At 69.3% G+C, this 16,730-nt stretch carries 17 protein-coding genes and 2 riboswitches; of the genes, 7 read left to right on the forward strand and 10 right to left on the reverse strand.

Annotation, left to right across the window (positions count from 1 at the left end; genetic code table 11):
• Nucleotides 1-11: 11 nt before the first annotated feature.
• Genes OXM58_00810 through OXM58_00820 form a run of 3 tightly spaced genes read right to left on the reverse strand, consistent with a single transcriptional unit; the run spans nt 12 to nt 1,737 of the window.
• Nucleotides 12-974, reverse strand: coding sequence for a homoserine kinase (locus OXM58_00810; GenBank protein ID MDE0146886.1), 963 nt, complete (start codon nt 972-974; stop codon nt 12-14).
• 47 nt (nt 975-1,021) lie between these two features.
• Nucleotides 1,022-1,480 (reverse strand): PIN domain-containing protein, encoded by a 459-nt coding sequence (locus tag OXM58_00815; protein MDE0146887.1) that lies wholly within the window; start codon nt 1,478-1,480, stop codon nt 1,022-1,024.
• Nucleotides 1,477-1,737, reverse strand: a complete 261-nt coding sequence (locus OXM58_00820) for a type II toxin-antitoxin system VapB family antitoxin (protein MDE0146888.1) — start codon at nt 1,735-1,737, stop codon at nt 1,477-1,479. The genes OXM58_00815 and OXM58_00820 overlap by 4 nt, the downstream gene beginning before the upstream one ends.
• Nucleotides 1,738-1,856: 119 nt before the next feature.
• Here OXM58_00820 and OXM58_00825 point away from each other — a divergent pair, with 119 nt between their 5' ends.
• From OXM58_00825 to gcvP, 6 genes are all read left to right on the forward strand, one after another.
• The gene (locus OXM58_00825; GenBank protein ID MDE0146889.1) at nt 1,857-2,093 is read left to right on the forward strand and encodes a CDGSH iron-sulfur domain-containing protein; all 237 of its coding nucleotides are present in this window, start codon (nt 1,857-1,859) and stop codon (nt 2,091-2,093) included.
• Nucleotides 2,094-2,116: 23 nt separating this feature from the next.
• A complete protein-coding gene (locus OXM58_00830) occupies nt 2,117-2,452 on the forward strand; it encodes a nucleotidyltransferase domain-containing protein (protein ID MDE0146890.1) in 336 nt (111 codons plus the stop codon).
• Nucleotides 2,439-2,837, forward strand: coding sequence for a HEPN domain-containing protein (locus tag OXM58_00835; protein MDE0146891.1), 399 nt, complete (start codon nt 2,439-2,441; stop codon nt 2,835-2,837). Before OXM58_00830 ends, OXM58_00835 begins: the two co-directional genes overlap by 14 nt.
• A gap of 193 nt (nt 2,838-3,030) precedes the next feature.
• Nucleotides 3,031-3,133, forward strand: a riboswitch (glycine riboswitch).
• A gap of 3 nt (nt 3,134-3,136) precedes the next feature.
• Nucleotides 3,137-3,253: riboswitch (glycine riboswitch) on the forward strand.
• 74 nt (nt 3,254-3,327) lie between these two features.
• Complete coding sequence (gcvT, locus tag OXM58_00840; GenBank protein ID MDE0146892.1) at nt 3,328-4,485, forward strand: glycine cleavage system aminomethyltransferase GcvT; 1,158 nt, start codon at nt 3,328-3,330, stop codon at nt 4,483-4,485.
• 165 nt (nt 4,486-4,650) lie between these two features.
• Nucleotides 4,651-5,028, forward strand: coding sequence for a glycine cleavage system protein GcvH (gene gcvH / locus OXM58_00845; protein MDE0146893.1), 378 nt, complete (start codon nt 4,651-4,653; stop codon nt 5,026-5,028).
• 55 nt (nt 5,029-5,083) lie between these two features.
• A complete protein-coding gene (gene gcvP, locus OXM58_00850) occupies nt 5,084-7,963 on the forward strand; it encodes an aminomethyl-transferring glycine dehydrogenase (GenBank protein ID MDE0146894.1) in 2,880 nt (959 codons plus the stop codon).
• Between the two features lie 67 nt (nt 7,964-8,030).
• Here the strand turns inward: gcvP and OXM58_00855 are convergent, their stop codons facing one another.
• From OXM58_00855 to OXM58_00885, 7 genes are all read right to left on the reverse strand, one after another.
• Nucleotides 8,031-8,603 carry a TetR/AcrR family transcriptional regulator gene (locus tag OXM58_00855; GenBank protein ID MDE0146895.1) on the reverse strand — a complete coding sequence of 191 codons (573 nt, stop codon included), beginning with the start codon at nt 8,601-8,603 and terminating at the stop codon, nt 8,031-8,033.
• A 109-nt stretch (nt 8,604-8,712) separates the two neighbouring features.
• On the reverse strand, nt 8,713-8,964 hold the full coding sequence (gene moaD / locus OXM58_00860) for a molybdopterin converting factor subunit 1 (protein ID MDE0146896.1): 252 nt from the start codon (nt 8,962-8,964) through the stop codon (nt 8,713-8,715).
• 46 nt (nt 8,965-9,010) lie between these two features.
• Nucleotides 9,011-10,267 carry a molybdopterin molybdotransferase MoeA gene (locus tag OXM58_00865; GenBank protein MDE0146897.1) on the reverse strand — a complete coding sequence of 419 codons (1,257 nt, stop codon included), beginning with the start codon at nt 10,265-10,267 and terminating at the stop codon, nt 9,011-9,013.
• Between the two features lies 1 nt (nt 10,268).
• The gene (gene mobB / locus OXM58_00870; protein MDE0146898.1) at nt 10,269-10,823 is read right to left on the reverse strand and encodes a molybdopterin-guanine dinucleotide biosynthesis protein B; all 555 of its coding nucleotides are present in this window, start codon (nt 10,821-10,823) and stop codon (nt 10,269-10,271) included.
• 221 nt (nt 10,824-11,044) lie between these two features.
• Nucleotides 11,045-12,436: a CoA transferase gene (locus tag OXM58_00875; protein ID MDE0146899.1), complete on the reverse strand. Its 1,392-nt coding sequence runs from the start codon at nt 12,434-12,436 to the stop codon at nt 11,045-11,047.
• 74 nt (nt 12,437-12,510) lie between these two features.
• Nucleotides 12,511-14,760, reverse strand: a complete 2,250-nt coding sequence (locus tag OXM58_00880; GenBank protein MDE0146900.1) for a molybdopterin-dependent oxidoreductase — start codon at nt 14,758-14,760, stop codon at nt 12,511-12,513.
• 10 nt (nt 14,761-14,770) lie between these two features.
• Nucleotides 14,771-15,229, reverse strand: a complete 459-nt coding sequence (locus OXM58_00885) for a (2Fe-2S)-binding protein (GenBank protein ID MDE0146901.1) — start codon at nt 15,227-15,229, stop codon at nt 14,771-14,773.
• Nucleotides 15,230-15,546: 317 nt separating this feature from the next.
• Here OXM58_00885 and OXM58_00890 point away from each other — a divergent pair, with 317 nt between their 5' ends.
• Nucleotides 15,547-16,548: a TRAP transporter substrate-binding protein gene (locus OXM58_00890; GenBank protein ID MDE0146902.1), complete on the forward strand. Its 1,002-nt coding sequence runs from the start codon at nt 15,547-15,549 to the stop codon at nt 16,546-16,548.
• The last annotated feature ends 182 nt before the right edge of the window (nt 16,549-16,730 follow it).

A 16,730-nucleotide genomic window follows, 5' to 3' on the forward strand; every position in this document is an offset into this window, starting at 1 on the left:
GCTGTGCCGCGTCAGTCCAGTCCCAGCTCGCCGGGCCGCCTCACGCCCTGATGGAAGCGCAGCTTGCGGTGGTATTCCAGCGGGTTGTGCGGCGTCACCAGCGCGCCTTCCGGGTGGAACAGCCAGTCGTGCAACCGGGTCAGCAGGAAGCGCAGCGCGCCGCCGCGCAGCAGCACCGGGATCGCCGCCAGTTCCGCCGCCGAGAAGGGCCGCACCGCGCGGTAGGCGTTCAGGATGTGGCGCGCCTTGGTGACATTGAAGCTGCCGTCCTTCTCGAAGCACCAGGCATTGATGCAGATCGCCAGGTCGTAGGCGAGGAGATCGTTGCAGGCGAAATAGAAGTCGATCACGCCCGAGACCCGGTCGCCGAGGAAAAAGACATTGTCCGGGAACAGGTCGGCATGGATCACGCCGGTCGGCAGGCCGGAGGGCCAGTTCTCTTCGAGGAATTCCAGCTCCTGCTCGATCTCGCCGGCCAGGCCGTTCTGCACCTCGTGGGCGCGCGGGCCGCAGCGGTCGAACAGCGGGCGCCAGCCGGCCAGGTTCAGCGCGTTCGGCCGCGCCATGCCGAAGCCGGCTGCCGCCAGGTGCATCTCCGCCAGCACCCGGCCGAGCGGCGCGCAATGCCGGATATCGACCCGGCGCGGCGAGACTCCCTGCAGGAAGGAGATGATCGCGGCCGGCCGGCCGGCGAGCGTGCGCAGGGCCGCGCCGTCGCGGGCGTGGATCGGCGTCGGGCAGACGATGTCCTGCGCCGCCAGATGGTCCATCAGGCCGAGGAAAAACGGCAGGTCGGCGGGGTCGACCCGCTTTTCGTACAGCGTCAGGATGAAGCTGCCGCGCTCGGTCTGGAGAAAATAGTTGGAATTCTCCACCCCTTCGGCGATGCCCTTGTAGGATACGAGCGCGCCGATGTCGTAGGCGTCGAGGAACGCCGCCAATTCATCGTCCGCCACCTGGGTATAGACCGCCATGCCCGCTGCTTACGCCCAACCCGTCTTTCTCTCAAGGGGCCGCCGGTTCAATGGTTGCGGAACTGCCGCCCGGCTCCGAAGGGGTCATGCGTCAGGAGTTCCGGGAAGAGCGAAAAATCGCGGTCCCGCGTAAACAACGCCTCGACGGCGTGCGCAACGCATATGGCGGCGATGCGGGCATCGTGGACGACCCCGCCGACGACGTGCGGCCGGTTTACGAATCGCTCCAGGATGTCCGGGAAATCGTCGGTCTCGCCGATCATGCGGTTCGACGGCGACGCCGCCCAGGCCTCGAACTGGCGCCACGCACGATCCGGCGCGGTCGCTTCGTCCTTCCAGATCCGGCGGTTCGTCACCACGCTCAGGAACTCGTAGCAGCACGGCCACGGAATGGCCCAGGCCCGGTCGCCTTCGGCAAGTTCGGTCATAACGGCATGGGCGGCGTCGCCCAGGCGCGCTTCGCGGCGGTGCGCATAGACCAGAAGATTGGTGTCGACGGCGATCACCGGGCGTCCGGATCGCCCCCCGGATCGTCATAGATCGTTTCGCGCAGTTCGGGCCAGGAAAAGCGCTCCAGCGGATCGGGCGCGGCCGGGTCTCCCGCTCTCAGATCGGGCAGCTTGTAACGGCTGCGCGGGACCGGGCGCGCGAGCACACGGCGAAGCCCCTCCTCGACCACGGCGCGCAGCGGGCGTCCCGTTTCCCTGGCGTGGCGCTTGGCCCGCGCCAGCAATTCGTCATGGATGTCCAGCGTCGTCTTCATCGTCCCATACTACCCATATAGCTATATATGGGAAAGACATTTCGCGGCTTGCCCGGCGTGGCCGCTTTGGCTACGGTGCCGCCGACAGCAATTTTGCCGGAAAAAGGGGGGCACTGGGTATGGCGGGACAGATCGCGGCGAAGGAACCGAAGGGCGTGACCCTGGAGGCCGGCAAGAGCTATGCCTGGTGCGCCTGCGGGCTGAGCGCGAACCAGCCGTTCTGCGACGGCGCGCACAAGGCGACCGACATGAAACCCCTGGTCTTCAAGCAGGAGGAGACCGAGGAGGCCTGGCTCTGCCAGTGCAAGCAGACCGGCAACGGCCCCTTCTGCGACGGCACCCATAACGGGCTGTAGGCGGAAGGCGGAGCGGCGGCGTCATGGCGCACGTCGATGAGGCGCTTTTACAGCGGATGACGGCCGCTATCGTGGACGAGGCGGACCCCGAACGGGTGATCCTGTTCGGCTCCCGCGCGCGCGGCGACGCCGGGCCGGACTCGGACGTCGATCTGATCGTGATCGAGGCCGAGCCCTTCGGGCCGGGCCGCGACCGGCGCGCGGAGGCGGTGCGGCTGTGGCGGGCGCTCTCGGGCTTTCGGGTTCCCAAGGACATTCTGGTTTACAGCCGCGACGAGGTCGATTACTGGCGCGATTCGCTCAACCATGTGCTCGCGCGCGCCCTGCGCGAAGGCACGGTGCTCTATGAGCGACCCTAAGCAGGCCCGCATTCTGCTGGAGGCCGCAGAAAGGGACTTCTTCGCGCTGCGCGGCATGGACGACGCCGCCGTCTTCGCCGACGAGATATTCGGCTTTCATGCCCAGCAGGCGGCCGAGAAGCTGTTCAAGGCGTGGCTTTCCTTGATGGGCGAGTCCTATCCGCCAACGCACGATCTGGTCGAACTGATGGAAATTCTGACGCCCCGCCAGCCGGAGGCGGCGCGTTTCGACGGGCTGATCGATTATACGCCCTATGCCGTCCAGTTCCGCTACGGCCCGGCCGACACCGGAGCCGCGCCGCTCGACCGCGACTCTGCGGTTGGCCTCGCCGCGGCGTTGCTCGAGGAAGTCCGGCGGCGGCTGACGCGCGCGGAATCGCTCTGACGCTTGAAAATCGACCGGCGTCTCGTGCTGGTTTATCCACAGACCTCAACATTCTGTGGCGCGTCCGTCCCGGCGTACAATCGCGATTCGCCGAATGACGGATGCCGGTCTGCCGATAAGCCGTACCTGTGGGCAGGCGCCGGCCTTTAGCTTGACTCGCCGCCCGCTTCCGCTAACCTTTCGGCCATAGCCTCAGACGCCTGTGGGAGAGAGCGGGCACGCGCGCAAGCGCAGGTCCGCCGCCGAAGGAGCAACCGCCCCGGAAACTCTCAGGCACCAGGGACCGCAGGCGGAGGCGACTCTGGAGAGCAGGCGGCTGTGCGCGAGCCTTGCGCCGCCTCACCGAAGGGGAAAGACCGGCCATCGCCCGATCCGGGCTGGTGTGCCGGTTCAAGCTCTCAGGTTGTGCGACAGAGGGGGCGTGTCCCGCCGATCTACGGTCGGCCGGACGCAGCCTCAGCCGCTCGCGCAACCCGGCCGGGGCTTTCCCATGGCAACCGAAAACAAGACCGGAAACAAGACGGGGCCGGCGGCCCTCCGCACGCCGCTCTACGACCTGCACGTCGCGCAGGGCGGGCGGATGGTCGATTTCGCCGGCTATGCCCTGCCCGTGCAGTATGGCGGCATCATCGCCGAACATGAGCAGGCGCGCTCCGGGGCCGCCCTGTTCGACGTCTCGCACATGGGCCAGGCGCGGATCGTCGGGGCGCAGGCCGCCGAGGCGCTCGAAAGCCTGGTGCCGGGCGATATCGCCGGGCTCGGCGCCGGCCGGATGCGCTATACCCAGCTCACCGACGACAACGGCGGCATCCGCGACGACCTGATGGTCACCCGGCTGGCCGGGGACGCATCGGGAGACGCATCGGGGGACGCGCTGGCGATCGTCGTCAACGCCGCCTGCAAGGATGACGATTTCGCCTATCTCGGCGCGGCGCTGGCCGGCTGGGACTGCGCCCTCGAGGTCGACGAAAGTGCGGCCTTGCTCGCCTTCCAGGGACCGGAGGCCGCGGCGGTGCTGGAAGCCGCGATTCCGGGCGCCGACGGCCTCGCCTTCCTGCAGGGCGACTCTTTCGACTGGCGCGGCGTGCCGCTCTGGATCTCGCGCAGCGGCTATACCGGCGAGGACGGGTTCGAAATCTCGCTGCCGGCGCACCATGCCGCCGCCCTGGCGGAAGCGCTGCTCGCCTGTGACGGCGTTGCGCCTGCCGGCCTCGGCGCGCGCGATTCGCTGCGCCTCGAGGCCGGCCTGTGCCTCTACGGCCACGATATCGACCTGACGACCACGCCGGTCGAGGCCGGCCTCGCCTGGTCGATCGGCAAGCGCCGCCGCGCGGAAGGCGGCTTCCCCGGCGACGGCACGATCCTGGACCAGCTGCGAAACGGGCCCGCGCGCCGCCGGATCGGCCTCCGGCTCGAGGGCCGGGCGCCGGCACGGGAAGGCGCGGAAATCTGCACCGCCGACGGTGCGCCGGTCGGCCGGGTGACCAGCGGCGGCTTCGGGCCGACGGTCGGAGGCCCGGTCGCCATGGGCTACGTCGCGGCCGGGCACGCGGCGCCCGGCACGCCGCTCGCCCTCACGGTGCGCGGCCGGGCGCTGCCGGCGCGGGTGGCGTGCCTGCCGTTCATCGCGCCGGGGTACCGGCGATGACGGACACGGCAGACATGACCGGCCCGACCGGCGCCGCGGCCGGAGTACGACTCGAACCGGACGCCCTTCGCCCGCCCCGATCTTGCCCGGCACGATTTTCCCCGACCGGAATGTTCGCGACCGGAAATGACCGGTCAGGGCCCTGATCAGCAGAGGACGCAATCCATGCCCACCACCTATTTTTCGGAAGACCACGAATGGCTCGCGGTCGACGGCGATACCGGCACCGTCGGCATCACCGACTATGCCCAGGAACAACTCGGCGATGTGGTGTTCGTCGAACTGCCGGAAATCGGCCGGACCGTCATCAAGGGCGACGACATGGCCGTCGTCGAATCGGTCAAGGCGGCGAGCGAGGTCTACGCCCCGGTCGGCGGCGAGGTCGTCGCGGTGAACGAGGCGCTGGAGGACAACCCCGCCGCCGTCAACGAGGACGCCGAGGGCGAGGGCTGGTTTGTCCGGCTGAAACTGGCCGACGCCGCCGAGCTGGAAGACCTGATGGACGCGGCCGCCTACGCCGCCTTCGCGGAGAGCCAGGGCTAGAGGCGGCCCGGCCGCCAGACTGCGTTCGCGCAGCACAACACAGGGAACCGGGACCATGACCTCCGCCAGCTTCGCCGCGCTCCAGGACCGCGAGTCCTTCATCGGCCGCCATATCGGCCCGGGACCGGACAATATTGCGGCCATGCTGCAGGCCGTCGGCGCAGACTCGCTCGACGCGCTGATCGAAGAGGCGGTGCCGGACGTGATCCGGGACACCGCCCCGCTGCCGCTCGGCGAACCGGCGACGGAGGACGACGCCCTGCAGCGGATCGCCGAACTGGCCGCGGGCAACACGGTCGCCGGCTCGCTGATCGGCATGGGCTACTACGGCACCATCACGCCCCCGGTCATCCGCCGCAACGTGCTGGAGAACCCGGCCTGGTACACCGCCTACACGCCCTACCAGCCGGAAATCTCCCAGGGCCGGCTGGAGGCGCTGCTCAATTTCCAGACCATGGTGACCGACCTGACCGGCATGGAGATCGCCAACGCCTCGCTGCTCGACGAGGCGACGGCGGCGGCGGAGGCGATGCTGCTCGCGCGCAGGGCCGGCAAGTCGACGAGCGACCGCTTCCTGGTTTCGGACCGGTGCCATCCCCAGACCCTCGCGCTGCTGCAGACCCGCGCGGCCCCGCTGGGCATCGAACTGGCGGTCGGCGAGGTCACGCCCGAGCGCGCCATAGGCGCCTTCGGCATCCTGGTCCAGTATCCGGACACCTTCGGCCGCGTCGACACCTGGCGCGATTCCGTAAGGGCGGTGCGCGGCGGCGGAGGGCTGGCCGCTGTCGCGACGGATCTGCTCGCCCTTGCCCTGCTCGAACCGCCGGGCGCCTGGGGCGCCGATATCGTGATCGGCAGCGCCCAGCGCTTCGGCGTGCCGATGGGCTTCGGCGGGCCGCACGCCGCATTCTTCGCGACCCGGGAACGGTTCGCGCGGAAAATGCCGGGGCGGCTGGTCGGCGTGTCCGTCGACGCCAGGGGCCGGCCGGCCCTGCGCCTCGCCCTGCAAACTCGCGAACAGCATATCCGGCGCGAAAAGGCGACCAGCAACATCTGCACCGCCCAGGTGCTGCTCGCCAACATGGCCGGCTTCTACGGCGTCTGGCACGGGCCGGACGGGCTGGAACGGATCGCCCGGCGCGTCCACCGGCTGGCCTGCGCCTTCGCCGAGATCGCGACGGCGGCCGGTCTCAAGGTCGAGGCCGGCGCCTTCTTCGATACCGTAACGGCGCGCGCGCCCGGGCGGGCGGGCGAGATCGCCGGCGCGGCGATGGATGCCGGCCTCAACCTGCGCTTCATCGACGACGACCGGTTCGCCGTCGCCTTCGACGAGACCTGCGGTCCCCAGGACCTGAGCGTCCTGTCCGACGCGCTGACCGGCGCGGCGGACGGCGACCGGATCGCCGCCCTGCTGGACGGCGTGCCCGACCGTCTGCCGGAAACGCTGCGCCGCCGCGACGCCTTCATGACCCATCCGGTATTCCACCGCCACCGGTCGGAAACCGGGATGATGCGCTATCTCCGCCGTCTCGCCGATAAGGACCTGGCGCTCGACCGGGCCATGATTCCGCTCGGCTCCTGCACCATGAAGCTGAACGCGGCGGCCGAGATGGAGCCGGTTTCGTGGCCGGAATTCGCTGCATTGCATCCCTTCGCGCCGCTGGAGCAGGCCGCCGGAACGCTCGAACTGATCTGGGAACTGGAGGACATGCTGTGCGCCGCGACCGGCTTCGACGCCGTCTCGCTGCAGCCCAACGCCGGCTCCCAGGGCGAACTTGCCGGGCTGCTCGTCATCCGCGCCTGGCACGAAAGCCGGGACGACGGCGGGCGCGACATCTGCCTGATCCCGAGTTCGGCCCACGGCACCAACCCGGCGAGCGCAGTGCTGGCCGGCCTCTCCGTCGTCGTCGTCGGATGCGACGCCGACGGCAACATCGACATCGCCGACCTGCGCGCCAAGGCCGGGCAGCACCGGGACCGGCTGGCCGCGCTGATGGTGACCTATCCCTCGACCCACGGCGTGTTCGAGACCGGCATCGTGGAGATCTGCGACATCGTCCATGCCTGCGGCGGCCAGGTCTATATGGACGGCGCCAACCTGAACGCCCTGCTTGGCATCGCCCGGCCCGGCGAATTCGGGCCCGACGTCGCGCACCTGAACCTGCACAAGACCTTCTGCATCCCCCACGGCGGCGGCGGGCCGGGCATCGGGCCGATCGCCGTCAAGGCCCATCTGGCGCCCTTCCTGCCCGGCCACCCGGTCCATCCGGAATGCGGCGGGGAGCAGGCGATCGGGCCGGTCTCGGCCGCCCCCTGGGGGAGCACCGGCATTCTGCCGATCAGCTGGGCCTATATCACCATGATGGGCGCCGCCGGCCTGAAACGCGCGACCGCGGTGGCGATCCTCAACGCCAACTATATCGCGGCGCGCCTCGGAGACCATTTCCCGGTGCTCTACACCGGGACGAACGGCCGGGTGGCGCACGAGTGCATCGTCGATCTCCGGCCGCTCAAGGAGTTCGCCTCGGTCGACGATGTCGCCAAGCGGCTGATCGACTACGGCTTCCACGCGCCGACCATGTCCTTCCCGGTCGCCGGCACCCTGATGATCGAGCCGACCGAAAGCGAATCCCTGGCCGAGATCGACCGCTTCTGCGACGCCATGATCGCGATCCGGCAGGAGATCGCGCGCGTCGAGGCCGGCGACTGGCCGGCGGACGACAATCCGCTCGCCAACGCGCCCCACACCGCGGACGACCTGGCGGCGGCGGACTGGCAGCACCCCTATCCGCGCGAACTTGCCGTTTTCCCGGTCCCGGCGCTCAAGGACGGAAAATACTGGCCGCCGGTCGCGCGCATCGACAATGTCTACGGCGACCGCAACATCGTGTGCGCCTGCCCGCCGCTCGAAGCCTACGGGGAGGCGGCCGAGTAGGCGCGCCAGCGCCGTATCGAGAGCCTGCCCTGATCAAAGTCGAAGGGGACGTTACGCGGATACCGCCCTAATCCTCGCTGCGGTGGCGGCCGGCCAGCAGGTTGAGGCTGCGACCGACCCGGGCGGTCCGGTCCTCGTCGCTCTCGTCGCGCACCAGCAGCGCCTCGCCGAGCAGCAGGCCCTGAAACAGGCCGGCGCGCGTCCGGGCCGCCGCTTCGCTGAAGCCCAGCGCGATGAAGAAATTCTCGATATAGACCGAGCGCCGGGCGTCGACCGACCGCACCGCCACCGTCGCGGCCGGATCGTTGCGCGACCAGTTGCGGATCGCGATCTCGGCGTTGCGGAACTCCCGGTCCGCATGGGCGCCCACGGTCATTTCGAGCAGCAGCCGCAACCGTTCGGCGGGCGTCGCGCCGGCGTGGCCGGCGATGCGGACCAGCAGGTCGGTCTGCCGTTCCTCCCAGCGCGCGAGGATCGCCGCCAGCAGCGCCGGGCGGTCCCTGAAATGCCAGTAGAAGCTGCCCTTGGTGACGCCGAGGCGGCGCGCCAGCGGTTCGATCCTGACCGCGTTGACGCCGCGCTCGGCCAGCAGCGCGATGGCGCCGCCGATCCAGTCGTCCCTGTTCAGTCTAGGGTTCAATCTGGGCCGGTCCGGCCGTTTGCGCCCCGGCCCCGTGCGGTCGGGCCCCGTGCTGTCGGGCGGGCGGTGGGCCTGGTCTGCCACGGGCGCCTCCGGCTGCCGGCCCGCGCTATCCGCCGGTGACGGGCGGGAAGAAGGCGATCTCGTCGCCCGGCTTGACCGCGGTTTCCAGGCTGGCGAACTCGTAGTTCACCGCTGCGCGCACGAAGCGGGCGTTGGCGAAGGCGTCGGCATGGCCGGGGCTGCGCTCCCGCAGCCAGTCGATCAGGGCGCCGACCGTCGCGACCTCCGCCGGCGGCGTCACCGTCTCCCGGCCGGCGCCGATCTTCTGGCGCAGCCAGGCGAAATAGAGCACGTTTATCCGGTCGGGCCGGTCGGGCCGGTCGGGCGTCTCATCGGGCATCGCGTCAGGCCCCGAGTTCGCTGAAGGGCAGGAAATCCACCATCGTTCCGGCCCGGATATCGGTCGCGTCCTCCGGCAGTTCCACCAGGCCGCTCGCCGCCGTCATGGAGGAGAGGATACCGGCGCCCTGCCGGGCGAATTTGCGCGCGGTCCAGCCGCCGGCGCAAGGCTCCAGGGTGGCGCGCACCCATTCGCGCCGGTTGGCTTTCTTGCGGTGGTCGAAGCCGGCGCGCACCGGGAAGAGCCTGGGCACATGGACGTTGGCGCCGGCGAGCCGGTCGATCAGCGGCCGGGCGAAGCGCAGGAAGGTCACCATCACGGCGACCGGGTTGCCCGGCAGGCCGACGAAGGGCGTGCGGCCGATCTGGCCGAGCGCGACCGGGCGGCCCGGCTTGATGGCGAGGCGCCAGAAGTGGATCTGCCCGAGGCTCTCGACCGCGGCGCGGACATGGTCCTCCTCGCCGACGCTCACGCCGCCGGAGGTCAGCACCAGGTCGTGGCCGGCGCCCGCTCCGGCCAGCGCTGCTGTGATCGACGCCCGGTCGTCGGGCAGGATGCCGAGATCGGAGACGGTGCAGCCGAGCTGTTCGAGCAGGCCGGCGAGGGCGAAGCGGTTGGCGTCGTAGACCGCGCCCGCGCCCGCCGCCGCGCCCGGTTCGCGCAGCTCGTTGCCGGTCGAGAACAGGGCGGCGCGCAGCCGGGCGCGCACCGGAAGCTCCGCCAGCCCGACCGAGGCGGCGAGGCCGAGGTCTTGCGGGCGCAGGCGCTGGCCGGCCTTGAGGATGACCGCGCCTTCCCTGACATCCTCGCCCGCAAAGCGCCGGTTCGCGCCCTGTTTGATGCCCGGCGCGATGCGGACGCCGCCGCCGTCCTCCCGGCAGTCTTCCTGCATCATCACCGTGTCGAATCCGGCGGGCATGACCGCGCCGGTGAAGATGCGCACCGCGCCGAGGGCGCCGGGATCGGCGAGAACGGGCGCGTCGCCGGCGGCGATCCGGCCGATGACGGGCAGGCGGGTCTCGGCCTCCGGGTCGAGCTCGGCGAAGCGGACGGCGTAGCCGTCGACCGCCGAATTGTCGTGCGGCGGCACCGAGCGGCCGGCCCGGATATCCTCGGCGAGGATGCGGCCGAGCGCGGCGCGCAACGCCACGGTCTCGGCCTCGGCGACGACGGAGATCCGCGCCTCCAGCAGGGCGAGCGCATCGTCCAGCGGGGTCAGGCCGCCGCCGAAGGCGAAACAGTCGTCGCTCAGTTGCGCCATGTCAGGCGGCGCCCCGTGCAGCCGAAGGGGCGGCGTCCAGTCCGCAATGTGCGCAGACGAAGTCGGCGACCGCCTCCGGCGCGTTCACGTCCAGAAGGGGCAGGTCCAGGACCGGCCGGCCGGCGTCCGCGAGCGGCCCGTCGCTGGCGATGGCGACGACCGCCGGGTCGCCGGCGGCGATCAGCGGGTGGCCGAGCGCCGGGCGGTGGACCTCGATCTTGGCATGGGGCAGGCGCTTGAAGCCCTCGACGATCAGCAGGTCGACCGGGCTCATGCGGGCGACCAGTTCGTCGAGCGCCGGCTCGCGCCGGCCGCGCAGCTCGTGGACCAGGGCCCAGCGGGTCGCGGAGGAGACCACGGATTCGACCGCGCCGGCCGCCCGGTGGCGGTGGCTGTCCTTGCCCGGCCGGTCGACCTCGAAGCCGTCATGGGCGTGCTTGACGGTCGAGACGGTGAAGCCGCGGCCGGTCAGCACGGGCAGCAGCCGGGTGACCAGCGTTGTCTTCCCGCTGCCCTTCCAGCCCGCAATCCCGATGATCCGCCGCTCCGCATCCATGCCGCCAATGTAGGACGGCGGCGGAGCGGGGGGAACGGTCCCTCGATACGCCCCGGATTAAATCCGGGGCTACTCGGGATGAGGGGATTGTGTGGTCGCATCGCCGTCCCGGAAACCTCTCTCCTTCGTCCTGAGTAGCCGCGAAGCGGCGTATCGACGGGCGGACGCGGGAAGCAGCAATGTCAATCGGACGCGCGAACGGGAGGCGGGCGAGCCGCCGTTCAACAGGAGGTTTTGCCGGCCGGTAGCCATTGTGCAGCGGCGCTGCGCAGCTTGGCAGCCGGATAGCGCCAGCGCGGCTCCATGCCGTCGATCCGGACCGGGAAGCGGACCCGGTGCGCCGGGCCCCAGGCCGTTTCCTCGATGGCGGGATCGAGATCGTCCGGAGTTTTCGGCGCAAGGCCGGGATACGGCTCCTCGCGCTTGGTCTTGGCGAGGAGGCAGGCCGTACGGGCCAGCGACAACCTGGCCGAGAGGACTTTGCCGGACTTTCGCCTGCGATCCAGAGCGTGAAGTACCGCGGCCGCCATCAGATAGCCGGTTGCATGGTCGAGCGCCTGGACCGGCAGGGGAACCGGCCGATCCGCTCCCGATCGCTTCATTGCGTGGTCGGCGATGCCGGAACTCATCTGGACCAGGCTGTCGAAGCCCCGCCGGCCGGACCACGGACCGGTCCAGCCATAGGCATTGAGGCATATGTCCGTCAGCCGCGGGTTCAATTTCCGAAGCGCCGCGCTGTCGTAGCCGAGCGCGGCGAGCGCGCCCGGCCGGTATCCGTGCAGGAGGACATCGGCATCCCGCAGGAGCGTGTCGAATATTCTCCTGTCCTCCGCATTCTTGAGGTTCAACCCGGCGCAGCGCTTGCCGAGCGTGACCTCCGGCACGGCCGCCGGCTCGTCCCAGTCCGGCGGGTCGATGCGCAGGACGTCCGCGCCCCAGGCGGCGAGGAAGCGCCCCGCGACAGGCCCGGCCAGGACACGGGTGAGATCGAGGACGCGGATTCCGCCGAGTGGCTGCGCCCGATCCTGCGGCCGTGCTTGCGGTTCGACCGCCGGATGCTCGATCCAGCCGGCCAGCGGCTCCGCCGCCACGGCCGCGCCCTGCGGATGGCTGTTCCAGGCTTCGAGGCTGTGCATGACCGCGGCGCACCCGCCGGCCTCCACGATCTCGGCTTCGAGGGTATCGCCCGCCCACCGCGCGACCGCCGGTTCCAGGCCGGTCCGGTCCGCCGCGTCGCCGAGGACCGACAGCGCGGCGGCGCGATGGTGCGGCGCGTTCGTGTGCAGCCGGATCCAGCCGTCGCTGGTCCGGTAGTCGCCGGCCAGGGAATCCCACACTGACGGGAGCGTCCAGCCCACCGGGTGCAGCGACCATCCGAACCAGAGCGAGGCAAGACGCCGGTCGACCGTAACGCGGGCGGCGGTGCGGCCGGCCGCGGCCGCATATTGCGCGAGCGCCAGCCCGGCCGCGCCGATCGTGGCCGCGGCCAGGTCCGTCACCCCGAACCATGCTTTGAGGTCGCCGCCGCCGATTATTGAAAGCGCATCCGGATCGACCACGATGCGGTCGTCGGGGAACGCGGCCAGCAAGTCCGAAAGAAGCGGGATCGGCACGATCTCTTTCGAAAAAACAGAGGCCGCCGGCGTTACCCGGCGGCCCCTTCCGTTTCGCGCAGGTGCGGTAGCGCCTACAGCGCCGCCTTCACCTTCTCCGCCGTGATCGGCAGCGAGCGGACGCGGGCGCCCGTGGCGGCGAAGATGGCGTTGGCGATCGCCGGCGCGACCGAGGTGACCGCCGGTTCGCCGCAGCCGACCGGATACTGCCCGGTCTCGACCAGGATCACGTCCAGGTCCGGCGCGTTCTCCATCCGGCACGGCGTGTAGGTGTCGAAGTTCGACGCCTGGAGCCGGCCGTCCTTCATCTCGACCTCCTCGAGCGTCGCCAGCGACAGGCCCCACAGGGTCGCCCCCTGGACCTGGGCCTCGACGGCGTTCGGGTTGATCAGCGTGCCGAGATCCGTGCCCACGGTCAGCCGGTTGACGGTGAACGAGCCGTCCGCCGGGTTGACCGTGACGTTGGCCGCGGTCCCCGTCCAGGCCGCCGAGGGGCGCTCCTGGCTGGTCACGCAGGCTAGGCCGATGCCGGTGTTCTTCGCCATCGCCTTGCCGTAGCCCGCCTTGGCGGCGACCTTCTGGAGCACGCTGGCCAGCCGCTTGGCGCCGTTGGCGGTCGCTCCCTTGCCGGCATTCTTGCCCTTGCCGTCGAGCATCTGAAGCCTGAGCGCGAGCGGATCGACGCCCATCTTGTGGGCCATCTCGTCGATCATGCTCTCGACCGCCCAGAAGGTCCATGCCGGCGCCACCGAGCGAAGCTGGCCCGAAGGCGTCGCCGCCTGGGCGATCTTGTTCATCTCGGTCAGCACAAGCTGGTTCGGGACGGTGTACCAGTGGTCCGAGCCGTTGATCTGGAACGGATCGAATTTCTTGCCGCTGGCGTCCTTGCCCAGGAAACCCGGCGCCATCCGGGCGGTCGCGAAGGACGAGGCTGCCGTATGCTTCCAGCCGGTGATCTTCTTGCCGTCCGAGCCGGCGGTGACGCGCATTGTCGTCATCGGCCGGGTGAAGTCGAACTCGGTGTCGGCCTCGCGGCTGTAGATCATCTTCACCGGCTTCTGGACCGCCTTGGCGGTCAGCGCCGCCATGATCAGGTAGTCGGCCTCCAGCCGCCGGCCGAAGCCGCCGCCCAGGAACTGCTGATGCAGCACGACCTTGTCGGGCTTGATGCCGAGCGCCGCCGGGACCAGCCCCATCGCCAGGGTCTGGAACTGGTTGCCGGTGTAGATGTGATAGACGCCGTCCCTGATCTCCACGGTCGCGTTCAGCGGCTCCAGCGGGGCATGGATGTTGATCGTCGTCGTGTAGATCGCCTCGTGTTTGACCTTGGCCGACGCGATCGCCTTCTCCGCATCGCCTTCCTTGAGGAAGGTGGAGGCGTTGGCGGTGTTGTCGATCAGGCGCCGCGACTCGTCGTTGATCGTCTTCGAGGACACCTTCGCGTTGGGACCCAGGTCCCAGTCGACCTTGAGCGCCAGCGCCGCCTTGCGCGCCGTCCAGTAGGAATTGGCGACCGCCATCACCCAGCCGGTCTGCGACCCGGTCGGGTCCTCGATGACGACATGGGTCATGTAGCCCTTGATCTTCTTCGCCGCGCTGTCGTCGACCGACTTCACCTTGGCGCCGTAGCGCACCGGCGGCGTGGCCGGCGTGGCGTAGACCATGCCGTCGAGCTTCACGTCGATGGCGAAGCCGGCGGTGCCGTTGGTCTTGGCCGGAACGTCGAGGGAGGGCAGGCTCTTGCCGATATAGCGCCGCTGGCCGGCCGCCTTCAGCTTGATCGCCTTCATCTCGTCCTTCGAGAAGGCCTTCGGCGGCACGCCGGCCTTGACCAGCTCGCCGTAGGTGATCGTCTTGCCGCCCGGACCGGAGATCACGCTGTCCTTCGCGCTCAGCTGGCTCGCCGGAACGCCCCACTTCTTCGCGGCGGCCTCGATCAGCGTAATCCGCCCGGCCGCGCCGGCGCGCGACATGCGGTCGAAGGTCCAGTTCACCGACCAGGAACCGCCGGTGACGTGCAGCCCGACCTTCGGATCGAAGCCGATATGGCTGATGCTGACGTCGCTCCACCTGACCTCCAACCCGTCGGCCAGGATCTGGGCGAGCGCCGTGCCGACATGCTGGCCCATCTCGGCCTTGTCGATCCGGATGACGGTCTTGCCCGTCGCGTCCATCGAGAACCAGAGGTTGGGCGCGAAGGCCTTCATCGTCGACGCGTCGGCGAGCCGGATGCCGTCATGCGCGGCGAAGCCGAAGATCAGGCCGGAAGCGCCGGCGCCGACCAGGAAGGTCCGCCGGCCAATGCTTGTATCCATTACGGTCATTGCTTCCTCCCTACATCTCGGCGGCGGCGCGCTTGATCGCCTTGCCGATGCGCGCATAGGTCATGCAGCGGCAGAGATTGCCGTTCATGTGCTCGACGATGTCGTCGTCCGACGGGCTCTTGTTCTCCGCCAGCAGCGCGGCGGCCTGCATGATCTGTCCGGACTGGCAGTAGCCGCACTGGGGCACCTGCTCGGCGATCCAGGCCTTCTGCACGGGATGCTGCCCGTTCGGGTCCAGCCCCTCGATCGTGGTGATCCGGTCCGATTCCTTCACGTCGGAAATCGGCGTCTGGCACGAGCGCACGGCCTCGCCGTTGATATGCACGGTGCAGGCGCCGCACAGGGCCTCTCCGCAGCCGAACTTGGTCCCGGTCATCCCGAGATTTTCGCGGATCACCCAGAGCAGCGGGGTGTCCGCATGGTCGACATCGACCGTCCGCAGACGGCCGTTCACCGAGATTTTGGCCATGGATTCCTCCTCTATCGATGCCCCCTTCGGAGAAACCGACCTTATGGCGGACGCCCGGCCCTTGTACAGGGCGATTGCGGGGGGTAAACGCGCGTCTCGGTCCTCAGCCTTTCACATTCTTGCTGAATGGGGCGCCGTGGATGCCATTCCTTCGCGGTAGGCCCCAGAGCCGCGCGAGCCGGTTTGACACGCTTTGTCGGGACGGCTACGACAACTCGCCTTATGTGCAGGCGCCCGGCGAGTCCGCCCGGGATCGGCCGTATGCCTTGAGGGCGCGCCGCCGCCCGCCTTCCAATCGAAAATGAGGGATGATCGAAATGAAGAGATTACCGCTGGCCGCGCTGGCTGCTGCCTTTGCCGCTGCAACCTTTCTGCCGATGAAGGCGGACGCGAAAACGTTGAGAATGGGCCTGTTGGTGTCCAACAAGTCTCTGGCTTACAAGGCCGCCGAAAAGCTTGCCGAACACGTCAAGGAAAAAACCGGCGGTGCATACACCATCAAGCTCTTTCCCAGCCAGCAACTCGGCAGCGGCAAGGAGATGATGCAGATGCTCAAGCTGGGCACGCTCGACCTGTACCAGGGGACGAACGCCCAGCCGACCTTACTCAAGGAAGGCCGCAATTTCGGCGTGACCGCCGCGCCTTATGCGTTCCGGAGCCAGCAGGAATTCCTGAAGTTTTTCGACAGCCCGCTGTTTGCGGAAATGGTCGCGCAACTCGGTGCCGGCGGGGTTCGTTGGGTCGGCTACATGGGCGCACGCTCGCCGCGGGCGATCACCACGGCCAAGACGCCAGTGCGCGGCCCGGCCGACATGAATGGCCTGAAGATGCGGGTTCCCGGCTCGCCGCCGTTCATCGCCTTCTTTAAGGCGCTCGGCGCGATCCCGACCCCGATGCCTTTCTCGGAGTTCTTCACCGCCGCCAGGACCGGGCTGGTCGAAGGCCAGGACAACGGCATCGAGGTCGTCTATCCGCGCGGGCTGTACTCGGTCCAGAAATACTTCTCGAAGACGGACCACGCGCTGGGCGCGTGGATGGCCTACGTCGGCGAGAAGAAATGGCAATCCTGGCCGGACAGCCTCAAGAAGGCGGTCGGCGAGGGCATGAAGACCGCCGCCGCCTACAGCGACGCCGAACTGGCGAAATCCATGGCCGCGGCCTTCAAGGGCGTCAGGGAAAAGGGCATGACGGTTCTCGAGGTCGACAAGAAGCCTTTCATCGACGTCGCCAGGAAGGTCTGGAAGAGTCTTGACGGGACCAGTTGGGACAAGGGCTTCATGGACCGGGTCCAGAAGCAACTGGCCGAATACAGGAAGTAAAGGCCGCGCGGGCCCTCCCGATTCCGGCGAATCCGGAGGGTCCGTTCCGTCATGGATAACCGGAAGACGACCCCCGCCGCCCGCGGGGGGCGGCGGGGGGGGGGGGCGGGCTGGGGGCGGGCGGGGGGGTGTGCGGGGGGGGGGGGGGTTTTGGGGGAGGTGGTGGGGCGGGGGCGGGGAAA

Source organism: Rhodospirillaceae bacterium (assembly GCA_028819475.1).
Lineage (GTDB): Bacteria > Pseudomonadota > Alphaproteobacteria > Bin65 > Bin65 > Bin65.